Annotated in this window: 12 protein-coding genes; 3 read left to right on the top strand and 9 right to left on the bottom strand. The window is 72.3% G+C overall.

Annotated features, from left to right (window positions below; genetic code table 11):
- Positions 1–44: 44 nt before the first annotated feature.
- Together pruA and ACFZAM_RS11305 are read right to left on the bottom strand one after the other, a co-directional pair.
- Complete coding sequence (gene pruA / locus ACFZAM_RS11310) at positions 45–1676, bottom strand: L-glutamate gamma-semialdehyde dehydrogenase (RefSeq protein ID WP_391044767.1); 1632 nt, start codon at positions 1674–1676, stop codon at positions 45–47.
- Positions 1677–1761: 85 nt separating this feature from the next.
- Positions 1762–2691: a proline dehydrogenase family protein gene (locus ACFZAM_RS11305; RefSeq protein WP_355348129.1), complete on the bottom strand. Its 930-nt coding sequence runs from the start codon at positions 2689–2691 to the stop codon at positions 1762–1764.
- A gap of 132 nt (positions 2692–2823) precedes the next feature.
- Here ACFZAM_RS11305 and ACFZAM_RS11300 point away from each other — a divergent pair, with 132 nt between their 5' ends.
- Positions 2824–4020: a helix-turn-helix domain-containing protein gene (locus ACFZAM_RS11300; RefSeq protein ID WP_355348126.1), complete on the top strand. Its 1197-nt coding sequence runs from the start codon at positions 2824–2826 to the stop codon at positions 4018–4020.
- Positions 4021–4093: 73 nt separating this feature from the next.
- Here ACFZAM_RS11300 and serA read toward each other — a convergent pair whose 3' ends face one another.
- The 6 genes from serA to ACFZAM_RS11270 all read right to left on the bottom strand — a co-directional run bounded on the left by serA (position 4094) and on the right by ACFZAM_RS11270 (position 13919).
- Complete coding sequence (serA, locus tag ACFZAM_RS11295; RefSeq protein ID WP_355348123.1) at positions 4094–5686, bottom strand: phosphoglycerate dehydrogenase; 1593 nt, start codon at positions 5684–5686, stop codon at positions 4094–4096.
- A gap of 266 nt (positions 5687–5952) precedes the next feature.
- Positions 5953–6951 carry a ketol-acid reductoisomerase gene (ilvC, locus tag ACFZAM_RS11290; protein WP_355348120.1) on the bottom strand — a complete coding sequence of 333 codons (999 nt, stop codon included), beginning with the start codon at positions 6949–6951 and terminating at the stop codon, positions 5953–5955.
- A 117-nt stretch (positions 6952–7068) separates the two neighbouring features.
- Positions 7069–7596, bottom strand: a complete 528-nt coding sequence (gene ilvN, locus ACFZAM_RS11285; RefSeq protein ID WP_188284938.1) for an acetolactate synthase small subunit — start codon at positions 7594–7596, stop codon at positions 7069–7071.
- A gap of 36 nt (positions 7597–7632) precedes the next feature.
- A complete protein-coding gene (locus ACFZAM_RS11280; protein WP_355348116.1) occupies positions 7633–9510 on the bottom strand; it encodes an acetolactate synthase large subunit in 1878 nt (625 codons plus the stop codon).
- A gap of 216 nt (positions 9511–9726) precedes the next feature.
- Complete coding sequence (locus ACFZAM_RS11275) at positions 9727–12555, bottom strand: EAL domain-containing protein (protein ID WP_355348113.1); 2829 nt, start codon at positions 12553–12555, stop codon at positions 9727–9729.
- Between the two features lie 419 nt (positions 12556–12974).
- Positions 12975–13919, bottom strand: coding sequence for an NAD(P)-dependent oxidoreductase (locus ACFZAM_RS11270; RefSeq protein ID WP_391044844.1), 945 nt, complete (start codon positions 13917–13919; stop codon positions 12975–12977).
- A gap of 92 nt (positions 13920–14011) precedes the next feature.
- On the opposite strand from ACFZAM_RS11270, the gene ACFZAM_RS11265 reads away from it, so the two are divergent.
- Positions 14012–15004 carry an aldo/keto reductase gene (locus ACFZAM_RS11265; RefSeq protein ID WP_391044763.1) on the top strand — a complete coding sequence of 331 codons (993 nt, stop codon included), beginning with the start codon at positions 14012–14014 and terminating at the stop codon, positions 15002–15004.
- Between the two features lie 97 nt (positions 15005–15101).
- The gene (locus ACFZAM_RS11260; protein ID WP_391044761.1) at positions 15102–16322 is read left to right on the top strand and encodes a PQQ-dependent sugar dehydrogenase; all 1221 of its coding nucleotides are present in this window, start codon (positions 15102–15104) and stop codon (positions 16320–16322) included.
- A 15-nt stretch (positions 16323–16337) separates the two neighbouring features.
- Here ACFZAM_RS11260 and ACFZAM_RS11255 read toward each other — a convergent pair whose 3' ends face one another.
- The gene (locus ACFZAM_RS11255) at positions 16338–19349 is read right to left on the bottom strand and encodes an AAA family ATPase (RefSeq protein WP_391044758.1); all 3012 of its coding nucleotides are present in this window, start codon (positions 19347–19349) and stop codon (positions 16338–16340) included.
- Positions 19350–19471 lie beyond the last annotated feature (122 nt).

Genomic DNA, 19471 nt, shown 5'->3' with positions numbered 1-19471 from the left:
CCGGATGGGGACCGGTGACGGGGGCCGCTGAGGGCAGGGCGTGGTCAGCCCTGGTGCGGGTAGCGGTAGTCCGTCGGCGGGACCAGCGTCTCCTTGATGGAGCGCGTGGACGTCCAGCGCAGCAGATTCTGCGCGGCGCCCGCCTTGTCGTTGGTGCCCGACGCCCGGCCGCCGCCGAACGGCTGCTGGCCGACGACGGCGCCGGTCGACTTGTCGTTGATGTAGAAGTTGCCCGCGGCGAACCGCAGCTTCTCCATCACGTCGGCCACCGCGGCCCGGTCCTGCGCGATGACCGAACCGGTCAGGCCGTACGCCGAGACCGACTCCATCTGCGCGAGCATCGTCTCGAAGTCGGCGTCCTCGTAGACGTACACACCGAGCACCGGGCCGAAGTACTCCTCGCGGAAGATCTCGTTGGCCGGGTCGGTGGAGACCAGGACGGTCGGGCGGATGAAGTACCCGACCGAGTCGTCGTACGTGCCGCCCGCGACGACCTCGATCGTCGGGTCGGCCTTGGCGCGGTCGATGGCGGCCTTGTTCTTGGCGAAGGACCGCTCGTCGATGACGGCGCCGAGGAAGTTGGACAGGTCGGTGACGTCGCCCATGGTGATGCCGTCGACCTCGGCCGCGAACTCCTCCTTGAAGCCGCCGTCCCAGATCGAGCGCGGGATGTAGGCGCGGGAGGAGGCCGAGCACTTCTGGCCCTGGTACTCGAAGGAGCCGCGGGTCAGCGCGGTCTTCAGGATCGCGGGGTCGGCGGACGGGTGCGCGACCACGAAGTCCTTGCCGCCGGTCTCGCCGACGATCCGGGGGTAGGACTTGTAGCCCTCGATGTGCTCGCCGACCGTGCGCCACAGGTGCTGGAAGGTCTTGGTGGAGCCGGTGAAGTGGATACCGGCGAGGTCCGGGTGGGTCAGCGCGACCTCGGAGACGGCGATGCCGTTGCCGGTCACCAGGTTGATGACGCCGTCGGGCAGCCCGGCCTCGCGCAGCACCTTCATCAGCAGGACGGCCGAGTGGGTCTGCGTCGGCGACGGCTTCCACACCACGACGTTGCCCATCAGGGCGGGCGCGGTGGGCAGATTGCCCGCGATGGCCGTGAAGTTGAACGGCGTGATCGCGTAGACGAAGCCTTCGAGCGGGCGGTGGTCGAGGCGGTTCCAGACGCCGGGGGCGTTGGCGACCGGCTGCTCGGCGAGGATCTGCCGCGCGAAGTGGACGTTGAACCGCCAGAAGTCGACCAGTTCGCAGGGGCTGTCGATTTCGGCCTGCTGGGCGGTCTTGCCCTGGCCGAGCATCGTGGAGGCCACGATCGTCTCGCGCCAGGGTCCGGCGAGCAGTTCCGCGGCGCGCAGGATGATCGCGGCGCGGTCGTCGAAGGCCATCGCGCGCCAGGCGGGGGCGGCGGCCAGCGCGGCGTCGACCGCGTCCTGCGCGTCCTGCGCGGTGGCCTCGGCGTAGCTGCCGAGCACGGCGCCGTGGTTGTGCGGCTGCACGACGTCGGAGCGCTCGCCGCCGCCCATGCGCTGCTCGCCGCCGATGAACATCGGCAGGTCGACGGGGTTGCCCGCCAGTTCCTTGAGCTTCGCCTCCAGACGGGCGCGCTCCGGACTGCCCGGCGCGTACGAGTGCACCGGCTCGTTGACCGGCGCGGGAACCTGGGTCACGGCGTCCATGAAGCGTTTCTCCTTCGGTGAAGAAAGGGGGATCAGCGGGCGGGAGTCGACGGGCGGATCAGGGGCCCGGGACCGGCGGGCCGGATCAGCGGGCGGGGAGGAAGGAGCGGAGGAAGAAGGCGAGGTTCGCCGGGCGCTCCGCGAGGCGGCGCATGAAGTATCCGTACCAGTCTGCGCCGTACGGCACATAGATGCGCATACGTTCGCCTTCGTCCGCGAGCCGCCGCTGCTCCGCGGCCCGGATGCCGTACAGCATCTGGAACTCGTACGACCCGGCCGGCCGGTGGTTGCGCGCCGCCAGGTCCTGAGCGATGGCGATCATGCGCGGGTCGTGCGAGCCGACCATCGGGTAGCCGTCGCCCGCGAAGAGGATGCGCAGCGCCCTGACGTACGCCTTGTCCACGTCGGCCTTGGCCTGGAAGGCGACCTCGGCGGGCTCCTTGTACGCGCCCTTGACCAGCCGTACGCGCGAGCCCGCGACCGCCAGCGCGCGGGCGTCGTCCTCGGTGCGGAAGAGATACGACTGGAGGACGGCGCCGGTGCCGGGGTGCTCGCGGCGCAGCTCGTGGAGTATCGCCAGCGTCGAGTCGACGGTGGTGTGGTCCTCCATGTCGAGGGTGACGGTGGTGCCGACCTCGGCGGCCAGTTCGGCGACCCGCCGTACGTTGGCCAGCGCGATGTCGTGGCCGCCGTCGGGCAGCGTCTGGCCGAAGGCGGACAGCTTCACCGACACCTCGGCGCGGCTGCCGAGGCCGTCGTTCCGCAGCGCTTCCAGCAGCCGCAGATACGCGTCCCTGGTGGCCTGCGCGGTGGCCCGGTCGGTGACGTCCTCACCGAGGTGGTCGAGGGTGACGTCGAGGCCGGAGGCGGTCAGCGACCGCACGGTGTCCATCGCGGGGCGCAGTTCGTCGCCCGCGATGAAGCGGTTCACCACGGGACGGGTGACGGGTGCGGCGGCGACGACGCGGCGCATACGGTCGCTGCGCGAGGCGGCGAGCAACACGGGACCGAGCACGGTGGCTCCTCCGGGACGAGGGCGGTACGGGGGAACGGCCGTCCCCGGCCGTCGCCCCGAATCTAGGATTCGCCTACCCGTTGGACCAGCGACACCTGTCACGCATCAGGGTGTGGTCCCTCATACAGATGTATGAGGGAGAATGGACGAGTGCGTAGTGACTACGGCGGCAGCGGCGGTTTCAGTGGCTTCGGCGGCGATCTCCAGGAGCTGGTCGACGAGGTGTCGGCGCTGCTGGGGGCGCCCGCGACCTTGGAGGACCGGGACTTCCGGCTGATCGCCTTCGGCGTGCACGACGGTGACGACGGCGCGACGGACCCGGTGCGTACCCGGTCGATCCTCACGCGCGGCTCCACCACCGAGGTCCGCGCCTGGTTCGAGCAGTTCGGTATCACCCGCGCCACCGGGCCGGTACGGATTCCGGCCGCGCCCTCGGCGGGCGTCTTCCGCGGCAGACTCTGCCTGCCCGTGCGGCACGGCGGCGTGGTGCACGGCTACGTCTGGCTGCTGGACGAGGCCGAGCACACCGCCACCCAGCTCGACGCGGCGATGGCGGTGGCCGCCAGGATCGGCGACCGGCTCGCGGTGACGGCCCGCGAGGGCGCGGGCACCGGCCGGGCGCTGCGCGACCTGCTGACCGCCCGCACCCGCGCCGCCCGCGACAACGCGGAGGACGCGCTGCGGACGGCGCTCGGCCCGGACGCCGACGAGCCGCACGCGCTGGTCTGCATCCGGCCGCCGTCCGGCGGCGAGGACGACCTGCCGGGGCCGCGGACGATCCCGTCGGCCGCCGCGCTCTGTTTCGTGCCGGGCCCGCGCGGCGACTGCGTCGCGCTGCTGGTGCGGCTGCGCACCGTACAACTGCTGGCCACGGCCAGGTCGGCGGCGGCGCGGGTGCTCGGGGAGGTGGCCTCGGAGGGCGCGGTGGCCGGGGTCAGCGACGGGCGCAAGTCACTCGCGGAGCTGCCGGAGGCGTGGCGGGAGGCGGGGGACGCGGCGCGCGCCGCGCTCGCGCAGCCGCTGCACGGGCCGATCGCGAAGTGGTCGGGCATCGGCCCCTACCGTTTACTGACCGCGCTCCCGGCGGACGTCCCGCCGGACCCGGTGATCGCCCCCTTGCTCTCCCCCGCGCACCGCGAACTGGCCCACACCGCCGAGGCGTTCCTCGACAACGCCGGGCAGGCCGGCCGCACCGCCACCGCGCTGGCCATCCACCGCCAGACCCTCTACTACCGGCTCTCGCGCATCGAGCAGTTGACCGGCCTCGACCTGGCCGACGGCGAGTCGCGGCTGCTGCTCCATATGGCCCTGAAGGCGGCGCGGCTGTAGGGCGGCCGGGACATACGACGGCGCCGCCCCCCACACCCGGTGGGAGGCGGCGCCGTCGTACGCGTGCGGACCGTCAGTCCGTCAGGTTCACCGCGCGGGCGGACGTCGCGCCGATCTCCGCCGCGATGTCGCTGAGGACACCGGCCGGGATCGTGGAGTCGACGGTGAGGGCGACCAGCGCGTCGCCGCCGGCTGCGGCGCGGGCGACCTGCATACCGGCGATGTTGACGCCGACCTCGCCGAGGATGCGGCCGAGGGTGCCGACCACGCCGGGGCGGTCGGTGTAGCGCAGGAAGGCCATGTGGTCGGCGAGCACCAGGTCGGTGTCGACGTCGCCGACCGCGACGATCTTCTGGATGTTCTTCGGCCCGGCCAGCGTGCCGGAGACCGAGACCTCGGTGCCGTCGGCGAGCGTGCCGCGCACCGTCACCAGATTGCGGTGGTTGGGCGACTCGGAGCTGGTGGTGAGGCGGACCTCGACCCCGCGCTCCTGCGCGAACAGCGGCGCGTTGACGTAGGAGACCGTCTCGGCGACGACGTCCTCGAACACGCCCTTGAGCGCGCTGAGTTCCAGCACCTTCACGTCGTGCTGGGTGATCTCGCCGGAGACCTCGACGTCGAGGCGGGCCGCGACCTCCCCGGCCAGCGCGGTGAAGATCCGGCCGAGCTTCTCGGCGAGCGGCAGAGCGGGCTTGACGTCCTCGGCGATGACGCCGCCCTGGACGTTGACCGCGTCCGGGACCAGCTCACCGGCGAGCGCGAGGCGCACCGAGCGGGCGACGGCGATGCCCGCCTTCTCCTGCGCCTCGTCGGTGGAGGCGCCCAGGTGCGGAGTGGCCACCACGTTGTCGAACTGGAACAGCGGGGAGTCGGTGCACGGCTCCTTGCTGTATACGTCCAGACCCGCGCCCGCGACCCGGCCCTCCTTGAGCGCCGAGGCCAGCGCCTCCTCGTCCACGATCCCGCCGCGCGCGGCGTTCACGATCCGGACCGACGGCTTGACCTTGTGCAGCGCCTCGTCACCGATCAGGCCGAGCGTCTCGGGCGTCTTGGGCAGGTGCACGGTGATGAAGTCCGCGGCTTCGAGCAGCTCGTCCAGCGTGAGCAGCTTGACGCCCATCTGCGCGGCGCGCGCGGGCTGCACATAGGGGTCGTACGCGACGATGTTCATCCCGAAGGCGGACATCCGCTGGGCGACCAGCACGCCGATCCGGCCGAGGCCGACGACGCCGAGGGTCTTCTCGCTCAGCTCGACGCCGGTGTACTTGTTCCGCTTCCACTCGCCGTTCTTGAGCGCGGCGTTGGCCGGGGCGATGTTGCGCGCGGTGGCGATGATCAGACCGCAGGCCAGCTCGGCGGCGGTCACGATGTTGGAGGTCGGCGCGTTGACGACCATGACGCCGGCCTTGGTGGCGGCGGAGACGTCGACGTTGTCGAGGCCGACGCCCGCGCGGGCGACGACCCGGAGTTTGCTCGCGGCGGCTACGGCTTCCGCGTCGACCTTGGTGGCGCTGCGGATCAAGATGGCGTCGACATCGGTGATCGCGGACAGCAGGTCGGCTCGGTCCGCCCCGTTGCAGTGCCGGATCTCGAAGTCCGGGCCGAGCGCGTCCACCGTGGCGGGCGACAGCTCTTCTGCGATGAGTACGACAGGCTTCTGGCTCACGTGGTCCTCACTTGTCCTTCGTGGGCGGCCGGTCCCGCGGTCGCTCCAGGGAGGGAGGGGATGGCATGCCGCGTGGAAGACGCACGACGCTGTGAGCCTGACGCGCTTGTTAAGGCAGTGTATCGGCGCGTTGACGGGCACCCTACGCCTTGGTGTAAGGATCACCCGAAGGTGGTTGTACGCCACGGCCAAGGGGCTTCTCACCCGCCGGACAGACCCCTTGGCCCGCCCGGCGGCCGAGAGCCCCCGAGACCGCGTGAGGGGTGTTACGCCTCTTCGTCGACCCAGCTCATCAGCTTGCGCAGCTTGCGGCCGGTCGTCTCCAGCAGGTGGTCCTCGTCGGCCTTCTTGTACTCGTTGTACTTCGGCAGACCGGCGTTGTACTCGGCGATCCAGTTGTTGGCGAAGGTGCCGTCCTGGATCTCGCCGAGGATCTTCTTCATCTCGGCCTTGGTGTTCTCGTTGATGATCCGCGGGCCGGAGACGTAGTCGCCCCACTCGGCGGTCTCGGAGACCGACCAGCGCATCTTCTCCAGGCCGCCCTCGTACATGAGGTCCACGATCAGCTTCAGCTCGTGGAGGCACTCGAAGTACGCGATCTCCGGCTGGTAGCCCGCCTCGACCAGGGTCTCGAAGCCGGCCTTGACCAGTGCGGAGGTGCCGCCGCACAGGACCGCCTGCTCACCGAAGAGGTCGGTCTCGGTCTCCTCGGTGAAGGTGGTCTTGATGACGCCGGCGCGGGTGCCGCCGATGCCCTTGGCGTACGACAGGGCCAGCGGGAAGCCCTTGCCGGTGGCGTCCTGCTCGACGGCGGCGATGCAGGGCACGCCGCGGCCTTCCTCGTACTGACGGCGGACCAGGTGGCCGGGGCCCTTGGGGGCGACCATGCACACGTCGACACCGGCGGGCGGCTTGATGAAGCCGAACCGGATGTTGAGGCCGTGGCCGAAGAAGAGGGCGTCGCCGTCCTTCAGGTTGTCCTTGATGGACTCCTCGTAGACCTTGGCCTGGATCGGGTCCGGGACCAGGATCATGATCACGTCGGCCTCGGCGGCGGCCTCGGCCACCGACACCACGCGCAGGCCCTGCTCCTCGGCCACGGTCTTGGACTTGGAGCCCTCGTGCAGACCGACGCGCACGTCGACGCCCGAGTCACGCAGCGACAGCGCGTGGGCGTGGCCCTGGCTGCCGTATCCGATGACCGCGACCTTGCGGCCCTGGATGATGGACAGGTCGGCGTCGTCGTCGTAGAACAGCTCGGCCACTTCGGGTCTCTCCTTGGATCGGGTTGTACGGCCCACCGTACGACGGGTGGGGACACGGGGGTTGCGGGGTCTCGCCATACGGATTCGGGCGAGGAGGCGTTGCGTGACGCCGCGGTGCTACGCGGAGCGGTCCAGCGCGCGCAGGCTGCGGTCGGTGATGGAACGGGCGCCCCTGCCGACGGCGATGGTGCCGGACTGGACGAGTTCCTTGATGCCGAAGGGCTCCAGCATCTTGAGCATGGCCTCCAGCTTGTCGGCGCCGCCGGTGGCCTCGATGGTGACGGCCTCCGGGGAGACGTCCACGGTCTTGGCGCGGAAGAGCTGGACGATCTCCACGATCTGGGAGCGCGAGTCGTTGTCGGCCCGCACCTTCACCAGAACGAGTTCGCGCTGAACCGCCGACGCGGGGTCGAGTTCGACGATCTTCAGCACGTTGACGAGCTTGTTGAGCTGCTTGGTGACCTGCTCCAACGGCAGTTCGTCCAGCACGTTGACCACGATGGTGATGCGGGAGATCTCGGGGTGCTCGGTGGTGCCGACCGCGAGGGAGTCGATGTTGAAGCCGCGCCGGGAGAACAGCGCCGTGATCCGGGCGAGGACACCGGGCTTGTTCTCCACCAGGACGGAGAGGGTGTGCTTGGACATGGTCGGGATTCCTTCTCTCACGTGTCCGCGGTCGCTTCAGTCGTCCAGCTCGTCGCTGAAGTCCGGGCGGACGTCGCGGGCGGCCATGATCTCGTCGTTGGAGGTGCCTGCGGCGACCATCGGCCACACCATCGCGTCCTCGTGGACGATGAAGTCCACGACGACGGGGCGGTCGTTGATGGAGTTGGCCTTGGCGATGACCGCGTCCAGTTCCTCGGGGGTCTCGCAGCGCAAGCCCACGCAGCCCATCGCCTCGGACAGCTTCACGAAGTCCGGGACGCGGGTGCCGCGGTTCTGGATGGAGCCGACGCCCTGCGTGGAGCCGGGGACGTTCTCGGCGCCGGAGTGCAGCACGGTGTTGGAGAACCGCTCGCCGTAGAAGAGGTTCTGCCACTGGCGGACCATGCCCAGCGCACCGTTGTTGATGATCGCGATCTTGATCGGGATGTTGTTGAGCGCGCAGGTGACCAGTTCCTGGTTGGTCATCTGGAAGCAGCCGTCGCCGTCGATCGCCCAGACCGTGGCGTCGGGGCGGCCGGCCTTGGCGCCCATGGCGGCCGGGACCGCGTAGCCCATGGTGCCCGCGCCGCCGGAGTTGAACCAGGTGGAGGGCTTCTCGTACTTGATGAACTGGGCGGCCCACATCTGGTGCTGGCCGACGCCCGCGGCGAACAGCGTGCCCTCCGGGGCGAGTTGGCCGATCCGCTCGATGACCTGCTGCGGGGACAGGCTGCCGTCGGAGGGCAGGTCGTAGCCGAGCGGGTAGGTGTTGCGCCAGAAGTTCAGGTGCTCCCACCAGCCGGTGTAGTCGCCCTTGTGACCGGCCTCGTGGTCGGCCTGGACGGCGACGATCAGATCGGCGAGCACCTCGCGGGCGTCACCGACGATCGGGACGTCCGCGACGCGGTTCTTGGAGATCTCGGCCGGGTCGATGTCGGCGTGCACGACCTTGGCGTACGGCGCGAAGGTGTCGAGGCGGCCGGTGACGCGGTCGTCGAAGCGGGCGCCGAGGGCGACGATCAGGTCGGCCTTCTGGAGCGCGGTGACCGCGGCGACGTCGCCGTGCATGCCGGGCATGCCGACGTGCTGCGGGTGGCTGTCGGGGAAGGAGCCGAGCGCCATCAAGGTGGTGGTGACGGGCGCGCCGGTCAGTTCCGCGAGGATGCGCAGCTCGCCGGTGGCGCGGGCCTTCATGACGCCGCCGCCGACGTAGAGCACGGGGCGCTTGGCCTCGTTGATCAGCCGGGCGGCCTCGCGGATCTGCTTGGCGTGCGGCTTGGTCACCGGGCGGTAGCCGGGCAGGTCCTGCTGCGGCGGCCAGGAGAACGTCGTCTCGTTCTGCATCGCGTCCTTGGCGATGTCGACCAGGACCGGGCCGGGGCGGCCGGTGGAGGCGATGTGGAAAGCCTCGGCGATGGTGCGCGGGATGTCGGCCGCGTCGGTGACCAGGAAGTTGTGCTTGGTGATCGGCATGGTGATGCCGCAGATGTCCGCCTCCTGGAAGGCGTCGGTCCCGATGGCCTTGGCGGCGACCTGCCCGGTGATGGCGACGATCGGCACCGAGTCCATGTGGGCGTCGGCGATCGGCGTCACGAGGTTGGTCGCGCCGGGGCCCGAGGTGGCCATGCACACGCCGACCTTGCCGGTGGCCTGCGCGTAGCCGGTGGCGGCGTGACCGGCGCCCTGCTCGTGCCTGACCAGGATGTGCCGGACCTTCGCGGAGTCCATGAGCGGGTCGTACGCGGGCAGGATCGCGCCCCCGGGAATGCCGAATACCGTGTCGGCGCCAACGGCCTCGAGGGAGCGGATGAGCGACTGCGCGCCCGTCATGCGCTCGGGGGTGGCTGCTGCGGCGGGAGCCGCGCTGCGGGTCCGCGGCTGCGGATGGTGGGACCCGTTGGCCTGCTCGGTCATCTGCGTTCTCTTCTCTCGAAGATGGGGGTGATGAGGGTTTTGTGGGGGTGTCCGACGGGGGCCGGACAACAAAAAACCCCTCGTGCCGTGAGGCAAGCGAGGGGAGCGCGTCGGTGCGTGTGCGAGGCTGTACGGCCTCGGTCAGCCGACGCGCTTTCCAAGTACGAGAATTCGGGTGCGCATGGCCTTGACCTTCCTCCCGGACCCCGGCGGGTGTCAAGCCGGTGGGACACGCGTCTCAGTATTTGAGCGACGCGAGGGCAGCGGAAGTCCGTTCGATGTGACCTGTTCACGGGGTGTTTCCCGCGGTACGGGATAGCCGCCGCGGGTCAGCGAGCCGCGCAGCCGGTGCTCGTCCAGCGGCCCCGAGAAGGCCATGCCCTGGCCGTGCGTACAGCCCATGTCGCGCAGGACGTGCAGTTGCTCGGGGCGGTCCACGCCGTCGGCGACGCTGCCCACGCCCAGGTCGTGGGCGATCCGCAGCAGACCGCGGGTGATCTTGTGCAGCCGGGCCGACTCCACGACGCCCTCCACGAAGCAGCGGTCGAGCTTGACGAGGTCGACGGGGAGTCTGCGCAGCGCGATGAGCGAGGCGTAGCCGCCGCCGAAGCCGCCGAGCGCGATCCGTACGCCCATCCTGCGCAGCGCCGACAGCCGCCGTTCCAGGTCGTCCAGGGCGATCCGGGGGTCGCCGCCCGCCAGCTCCAGGACGAGGCCGCCGGGGGGCAGTCCGTGCCGGGTGAGCATGGTCTCGATGCCGGACACGGGGAGGTCGCGGTGGAGCAGGCGGTGGGCGGGGAGCCGGACGGCGACGGGGACGGTGTGACCGGCCCCGTACCGCAGCGCCGCCTGCTCCACCGCCTGTTCCAGCAGCCACCGCCCCAGCTCTAAGGAACGGTCGGTGTCCTCGGTGGCGCGCAGGAATTCGGCGGGGGTGAACAGGATGCCCTGCGCGGACCGCCAGCGGGCCTGCGCCTCGACGGAGGTGACCCGGCCGCTGTCCAGTTCCACCACGGGCTGGTGGAGCAGGGTGAACTCGCCGTCGTGCAGCGCCTTGCGGAGCCTGCCGGCCAGTTCGGTGCGGCGGACGACGTCGGCCTGCATCTGCGGTGCGTAGACCTCGACGCGGCCCTTGCCCGCCTGCTTGGCGCGGTACATCGCCAGGTCCGCGTTGCGCATCAGCTCGCCGGGGGTGGCGCCGGGTTCGGCGAAGGCGATGCCGATGCTGGCGGCGACCCGTACCTCGCCGCCCTCCACGCGGTACGGCTCGCAGAGCACCGACCGCAGGCGTTCCGCGATGTCGAGGATCTGGAACTCGCGCTCACGCGGGTCGGCGCTGGCGCCGCAGACCAGGGCGGCGAACTCGTCGCCGCCGAGCCGGGCCGCGGTGTCGCCGGAGCGCAGCGCGTCCCGTATCCGCCGGGCGGCCTGGACCAGCAGTTCGTCGCCCGCCTGGTGGCCGACCGTGTCGTTGACGGCCTTGAAGCCGTCGAGGTCGACGTAGAGCAGGGCGGCGTGGGCGTCACCGGCCCTCCGGCCGCTCAGGGCGCGGGTGACGCGCTCGGTGAACAGCGCGCGGTTGGGCAGGTCGGTGAGCGGGTCGTGCGAGGCGTTGTGCTGCAACTGGGCCTGGAGCCGGACGCGTTCGGTGACGTCCCGGCTGTTGAAGATCAGGCCGCCCTGGTAGCGGTTGACGCTGGACTCGACGCTGAGCCAGCAGTCGTCGGCCATCGAGCCGTCCTGGTTGCGGGTGTGGCCGGAGCGGATGCGGCACTCGATCCTGGTCGCGGGTTCGTCGCCGGGCGGCGCGGCGAGGAATCTGCGGACCTCGTGGACGACGCGTCCCAGGTCGTCGGGGTGGATGTGCGCGGCCAGTTCGGTGCCGACCAGCTCCTCCGGGTCGCGGCCGTAGACGCCCTGCGCGGCGGGGCTGACGTAGCGCAGCACTCCGGTGGGCGCGGCGATCATGATGACGTCGCTCGACCCCTGGACCAGGGAGCGGAAGTGGTTCTCCTTCTGGGCCAGTTCCTGGGTGAGCGAGATGTTGTCGAGCAGCATGATGCCCTGGCGTACGACGAGGGCGAGGACGACGGTGCAGCCGGTGAAGAGGACGACGCGGTCGCACTTCTGGCCGGTGATCACGTTGTAGAGGATGCCGAGAGTGCAGACGGCGGCGGCCAGATACGGCGTGAGGGCGGCGAGCGAGCCGGTGACCTTGCGGGTCGCGGTGGCGGTGCGCCGCACCGGGTCGGTGCGGGTGCCGGTCCACGGCGCGTACGCCAGCAGCATGCTGCCCGCGAACCAGCCCGCGTCGAGGATCTGGCCCGAGCGGTAGTGCTCGCGCAGGATCGGCGAGGTGAACAGGGCGTCGCACAGCACGGTCATGGCGAGCGCGGCGATGGCGGTGTTGACCGCGGCGCGGTTGGCGGCCGAGCGCCGGAAGTGCAGGGCGAGCACCATGCTGACCAGGACGATGTCCAGCAGCGGGTAGGCCAGCGAGAGCGCCATGCGGGCGGTGCTCGGGCCGTCCCAGGCCGCGGTGTGGGCGAGCGCCAGGCTCCACGACAAGGTGAGCAGCGAGCCGCCGATCAGCGACGCGTCCAGCGCCAGGCAGACCCAACCGGCTCTGGTGACCGGGCGTTTGGCCAGGACGAGCAGGCCGATGATGGCGGGCGGCGCGAACATCAGGAAGCAGAAGTCGGCGGCGGAGGTCTGCGGCACCGGGCGGCGCAGCACCACCTCGTACCAGCCCCAGATGCCGTTGCCGAGCGCGACCATCGCGGAGGAGACCGCGAACAGCAGCCAGGCGGGGCGGTGTTGGCCGCAGACCTTGCGCGCGTAGACCAGCGAGGAGACGGTGGCGGTGGCCGCGGCGGCGGAGAGTCCGAAGTCGCCCATGACCAGGGCGACTTCGCTGGAGCCCCAGCCGAGCACGGCGCCGGTGGTGTAGCCGCCGCACAGGACCGCGACCAGGAGTTGGGGCAGCAGGCCCGCCCGGCCGCCGCGCGCCGAAGGGCGGGCGAGCACCGCCCCGGTGGAGCTCACCGTGCGGTCCGGTGTCGTCGGCGCGGGCCGAACGGCCGCGGTGTGCTGCTCAGTACGGCGCTCTGGGCCCGCGCGCTGGAGTGACCGGAGTGAATCCATCGGCCGTGCATCGCCCGTCGCCCCCCTTCACTTGCTCGTCGTTCACATCACCGTGGCCGTCCCTCCCGGCCCCGGTGAGTCCCCCGATCGGGACGATACACCAGATCCGTCACTCAGGGACATAGTTCCTCTACTCAGCGTAACCACAGGGAAGATGGCGGACGCGCGTGCGGTGGCCGCGTGCCGAAGGGCCGTCCTCCCCCGTGCTGTAGGCGTGCCCGTCCCGCCTCACGCATACGCGTCGGCCGCGCCCCGACGGCCGTGCGCGGGACGTCTCGGTCCGCCTATCGGCCGGTCGGCCGGTCGCTCGGCCAGCCGGGTCAGCTCGTCGCGACGACGTTCTCCAGCGGTTCACCGGCCGCGAAGCGTACGAGCTGCTCGCGGATCAGCCGCTGGGCGCGCGGCATGAAGGCCGAGGTGCTGCCGCCCACGTGCGGGCTGATCAGCACGCCCGGCGCGTGCCACAACGGGTGCCCCGCGGGCAGCGGTTCGGGGTCGGTGACGTCGAGCGCCGCGGTCAGCCGCCCCGCCCCGGTCTCGGCGAGCAGCGCCTCGGTGTCGACGACCGGGCCGCGCGCCATGTTCACCAGCAGCGCGCCGTCCTTCATCCGGGCCAGGAACTCCGCGCCGGCCAGGCCGCGGGTCTGCTCGGTCAGCGGAGTGGTGAGCACCACCACGTCGGCGGACGGAAGGAGGCGCGGCAGCTCGGAGAGGGCGTGCACCGGTCCGCGCGGCGCGTTCCTGGCGCCGCGCGCCACCCGCACCACCTCGCACTCGAACGGGATCAGCCGCTCCTCGACGGCCGCGCCGATCGAGCCGTACCCGACGATCAGCACCTCGCGGTCGGCGAGCGCCGGGTAGAAACCGCCGTGCCATTCCTCGGCGTCCTGGCCGCGCACGAAGCGCGGGATGCCGCGCAGCGAGGCGAGGACGAGCGCGAGGGCGAGTTCCGCGGTGCTCGCCTCGTGCACCCCGCGCGCGTTGCACAGGCTCACGCCGGGCGGCAGTCGCTCCAGGTGCGGCAGGATGTGGTCCACTCCGGCGCTGAGCGTCTGCACGGCGCGCACCCCGGTCATCCGCGGCAGCGGCAGCGCTCCCGCGGTCGCGCCCTTCATGTAGGGGACGACGTAGAAGGCGGCGTCCGCCGGGTCGGCGGGGAAGTCGCCGTCACCGTCCCAGAAGACGTACTCGAAGGCGTCCGGCAGTCCGTCCACGCCCTCGGGCGGCACGGAGAGCCACACCTGGGGACGGCGGTCTCGGGTCATGTCGTTCATGGTCAGGAGGCTATGACACAGTGGGGCGGCGGCTGGGATCGGTCCGGCGGATCACGAACGGCCCTTTGAGGGAGGACGGTCGGGTGGAGCGCAGGACAATCGGTGCAGCAGCTCTCGAAGTGGGCGCCGTGGGCCTGGGATGCATGCCGATGAGCTGGGCGTACAGCACCTCGCGCCAGGACGGCGAGACGTCGCTGCGGGCCGTGCACACCGCGCTCGACACGGGTTCGACGCTGCTGGACACCGCCGACATGTACGGCCCGTTCACCAACGAGCTGCTGCTGGGGCGGGTGTTGAGGGAGCGGCGGCGCGACGCGTTCGTCTCCACCAAGTGCGGGCTGCTCGTCGGCGAGCAGCACATCGTCGCCAACGGCCGCCCCGGGTACGTCAAACGCGCCTGCGACGCGTCGCTGCGCCGCCTCCAGACCGACGTCATCGACCTCTACCAGCTCCACCGCGTGGACGCCGAGGTGCCCATCGAGGAGACCTGGGGCGCGATGGCGGAACTGGTCGCGGCGGGCAAGGTGCGGGCGCTCGGCCTGTGCGCGGTCGGCGCGCGCGGCAACCGCCGTACCGGCGCGCACCTGCACGACGAGACGATCCGGCACCTCGTACGCGCCCAGCAGGTCTTCCCGGTCAGCTGTGTGCAGGCCGAGCTGTCGGTGTGGGCTGCCGAGGCCCTGGAGTCGCTGCTGCCGTGGTGCGCGGCGCGCGGGATCGGCTTCATGGCCGCGATGCCGCTGGGCAACGGCTTCCTCACCGGCACGCTGACGCCCGGCGGCGGTTTCGAGCCGGACGACCTGCGCGCCCGGCATCCACGCTTCACCGCCGAGATGATGGCCGCCAACCAGCCCGTGGTGGCCGGACTGCGCCGGGTGGCCCAGCGGCACGACGCGACCGCCGCCCAGGTCGCCCTGGCCTGGGTCCTCGCCCAGGGGTCGCACGTCGTGCCGGTCCCCGGCGCCAAGTCGGCCCGCTGGACAGCCGAGAACGCCGGGGCCGCGCGGCTGCGGCTGACCTCGGAGGACCTGTCGGAGATCGCGGAGCTGCCCGCCGCGCGCGGCTCGTGGGACTGACGCGGGTCTGCCGTGCGGCCCCGGCGGGTACGGGTGATCGGCGGGCGGGACGCCGCTCGCGTGTGATGTGCTGGGGCGAAACGAGGGAGTGAGCGCCATGAGGTCTTGGAGCGCAGTGCGCCGCGGGCCGGTCCGCCGGACGGCGGCCGGGACTGTGGCCGCCGTGGCCGTACTCGTCCTCGGCGGCTGCTCGTCGGACGGCCCGAATCTCGTCACTCCCCGGCCGTCGGGCAGTGGCGCCTCGCCGTCCGCGCCCTCCCCGAGCGGCGGCACGGCCGGAACCACCGCGCCGCCCGCCAGCCCGTCGGAGTCCGCCGCGCCCGCCAAGGGCACCGCGAAGGTGACCGGCACCGTCGCCTCCGGGCTCGACACCCCGTGGGGCGTCGCGATGCTGCCGGACGGCACCATGCTCGTCGGCTCCCGCGACACCGGCCGGATCGTCCGCGTGGACCCGGTCAAGAAGACCACCAGCGCGGTCGGCACCGTGCCCGGCGTCCAGGCGGGCGGCGAGGGCGGTCTGCTCGGCCTCGCGGTCTCCCCCGACTTCGGCTCCGACCGGCTGGTCTACGCGTACTTCACGACCGCGTCGGACAACCGCATCGTCCGGATGCTGTACGACACCTCGCACGCCGAGGGCCAGCAGCTCGGCGCCCCCGACACGATCCTGCGGGGCATCCCCAGCGGCACCATCCACAACGGCGGGCGGATCGCCTTCGGCCCCGACAAGATGCTGTACGCCGGGACCGGCGAGACCAACCAGCGCGGGCTCGCGCAGGACAAGTCCTCGCTCGCCGGGAAGATCCTGCGGATGACGCCCGACGGGCAGCCGCCGAAGGACAACCCCACGCCCGGCTCCCTCGACTACTCCGACGGCCACCGCAATGTGCAGGGCCTGGCCTGGGACGACAAGGGCCGCCTGTGGGCCTCGGAGTTCGGCCAGGACACCTGGGACGAGCTGAATCTCATCGAGCCCGGCAAGAACTACGGCTGGCCGGTCGTCGAGGGCATCGCGCACCGCGCGGGGTACGTCGACCCCGTCGTCCAGTGGCACACCGACCAGGCGTCGCCCAGCGGGATCGCCTACGCCGCCGGGTCCATCTGGATGGCCGCCCTCCACGGCGCCCGCCTGTGGCGCATCCCCCTCGACGGCGCCCACGCCGCCGCCGCCCCGCAGTCCTTCTTCACCGGCGTCTACGGCCGCCTGCGCACTGTCGTCGCCGCCGACGACGGCACCTTGTACCTGACGACCAGCAACACCGACGGCCGCGGCACCCCCGCCAAGGGCGACGACCGCATCCTGCACCTCACGGTGAGCTGACCCGCGCGGGCGGCGTCAGGACGCCGCCGGGGCGAAGAGATTCAGCCGGTGGGCCAGCGCGGCGGCCTCACCGCGGGTGGACAGCGAGAGCTTGGCGAGGATGTTGGAGACGTGGACGCTCGCCGTCTTGGGTGAGATGAACAGGACTTCGGCGACCTGACGGTTGGTGAGGCCGTCCGCGACGAGGCGGAGCACGTCGCGTTCACGGGCGGTGAGCCCGAGGGATTCGACGGGGTCCGCGGCGGGGGGCGCGGGGCTGTCCAGGGGCAGGCGACCGCGCTGGGCCAGTCGGGTGATCCGGTCGCGCAGGGGGCGCGCGGCGAAGGCGTCCGCCGTCGCGTACGCCTGCGCGAGCAGGCACCCGGCCTCCTCACGGCCCTCGGGCCCCGCGGCCAGCAGCGCCTCGGCGTGCCGGTGGCGTACGGCGGCCAGTTCGTACGGCCGTTCCTGGCGGGCGAAGGCGAGCGCGGCGGCGGCCCACAGGTCGGGCTCCGTACGGCCTTCGGCGCGGGCCAGTTCGGCGTCGACCACCAGGGCGTACGCCTCGGCGAGCGGCGTCGGCCGGGACAGCTCGCGGGCGGCGGCGCGGATACGTTCCAGGACGCGCGGTTCGGCGGCGCCGTCGGCCTCGGCGGCGGCTCCCGCGGCGAGCAGGGGCCAGGCGAAGCGGGTGGTCCCGGTGGCGAAGCCGCTGTCGATCGCGCCGAGGAGTTCGCGGCGCGCGTCGTCGAACCGGCCCTGGGCCGAGGCCAGTTGGAGCGCCAGGGTGCGGCTCGGGATGAGGTGCTGCGGCTGCGTGTCGTGGAGGAGACCGGCCCGGGCGGCGGCCTGGTAACGGACGGCGGCCTCGGTGTCGCCGAGCAGCAGGGCGAGGAATCCGTGGTGCATCTCGATGCCCGCGCGCGGATACGAGCCGTCGGCGTACCGCAGCGCCTCGGCGAGGGCGACGGCGGCCTCCGCGTACCGGCCGAGCGAGATCAGCGACTCGCCCTCGTTGGTGAGCAGCCACGAGCGGATGCCGAGCGAGACGCGCGCGCCGATCAGCCGCTGGCCCTCGCGGGCGACGGCGACGGCCTCGCGGGAGCGGCCCGCGCCCTCCAGGACGGAGGACAGATTGCCGTAGGTGCGGGCGATGGCGCCGGGCACCGCGTGGTCGCCGCTGAGCAGCCGCCGTACCTCCTCGACCTCCGCGATGCCGCCGTCGATGTCACCGCCGTCGGCCTGGAGCAGGCCGAGGGTGACGCGGGCGTGCAGTTCGGTGTCGCGGGCGCCGGCCTGCCGGGCGTACTCGACGGCGCGGCGCCCGATGTCGACGCCCTCGGCGCCGGATTTGTGCACCATGATCCAGCTCGCGATCATCGTGAGGACCTCGGCGTGCGCGGCGGACGGCGGCTGGCCGCGGACCAGTTCGCGGGCGCGCGACAGCTCGTCCCAGCCGTCGCCGCGGCCCAGCGCCTCGGTGACACGGGAGCGCTGCGCCCAGAACCAGGCGGCGCGCAGCGGGTCGTCGCCGCTGTCGTCGCGGTCCATCAGCCGCAGTGCCCGCTTGGCCATCGCGTGCGCGCGTTCCCGCTCGCCGCCGAGCCGGGCGGCGACGGTGACCTCGGCGAGCAGGTCGAGCAGGCTCAGCGGGGTGTCGGGGTGGCAGCCGCACGCCGGGTACGCCTCCGCGTAGTCGGCGGGCCGCAGCTCGGCGCGGGTCTCCTCGGGGGCGTCGTCCCACAGTTCGAGCGCGCGTTCCAGCAGCCGGTACTGCTCGGCGTACGCGTGCCGCCGCCTGGCCTCGACGGAGGCGCGCAGGACGGCGGGCAGCGCCTTGGCCGGGTCGTGGGCGGCGTACCAGTAACTGGCGAGCCGCGCGGCCCGCTCGTCGGCGCGGACGAGCGTCGGGTCGGCCTCGACGGCCCGCGCGTACCGCCGGTTGATCCGGCTGCGCTCGCCGGGCAGCAGGTCGTCGCCGACGGCCTCGCGGACCAGGGAGTGCCGGAAGCGGTAGCCCTCACCGCTGTCGGAGGGCAGCAGGATGTTGGCGCCCACGGCGGTGCGCAGCGCGTCCAGCAGGGCGTCCTCGTCCAGTCCCGTGATGGCTTCGAGCAGCCGGTACTCCACCGTGCTGCCGCCTTCCGCGACGAATTTCGCCACCCGCTGGGCGTCGTCGGACAGCGCCTCGACGCGGACCAGCAGCAGGTCGCGGAGGGATTCGCTGATGCCGGTGGCGCAGCCGCGGGTGATGCTGCACGCCAGCTCCTCGACGAAGAAGGGGTTGCCGTCCGAGCGGGTGAAGACCTCGTCCACGACGGCGTCCGCGGGCTCCGCGGCGAGGATCGACGCGAGCTGACGGCGCACTTCGGCGCGGCTGAAGCGGGGCAGCTCGATGCGCTTGACGGTCCGCAGCCGGTCGGTCTCGGCGAGGAAGGGCCGCAGCGGGTGCCTGCGGTGGATGTCGTCGGCGCGGTAGGTGCCCGCGATCAGCACGCGGGCGCGCTGGAGGGAGCGGAAGAGATACGCCAGCAGCTCGCGGGTGGAGCGGTCGGCCCAGTGCAGGTCCTCCAGGACGACGACGAGCGTACGGTCGGCGCCGAGCCGTTCCAGCAGGCGGGCGGTGAGCTCGAAGAGGCGGACCCGGCCGTCCTCGTCGTGCGGGTCGCGCGGCAGGCCGCCGCCGGATTCGGCCAGCTCGGGCAGCAGTCGGGCCAGCTCGGCCTCCTGCCCGGCCGCGGCGGCCGTCAGCTCGGCGCCGAGCGCCCGGTACAGGGCGCGCAGCGCCGTCGAGATCGGGGCGAACGGCAGTCCGTCCGCGCCGATCTCCACGCAGCCGCCGACCGCGGTGACCGCGCCGGCCGCCCGCGCGGCGGCCACGAATTCCTCGGTCAGCCGGGTCTTGCCGACCCCCGCCTCCCCGCCGATCAGCACCGCCTGCGGCTCCCCCGCCGCCGCGGCGGCCAGCGCGGCGCCGAGCTTCGCCAGCTCGGCGTCACGGCCAATGAACTCGGGACTCAGCGACTGCGTCTGCACGCTGCCGAGCATCGCACGCCCACGCCTTCCCCCGACACCGATTACCCGGGCGGCGCCTTGCCCGTCCCTGCCGCCGGGCGCGGGAGAGGGGCCGCCCGCCGGGGGCGGCCCCTGCGCCCGCGCACCCGGCGGCG

The organism is Streptomyces sp. NPDC008079 (assembly GCF_042957385.1).
Lineage (GTDB): Bacteria > Actinomycetota > Actinomycetes > Streptomycetales > Streptomycetaceae > Actinacidiphila.
Note: the sequence above shows the minus strand (reverse complement) of the source record. Positions and strands in the feature narration are given on the sequence as shown.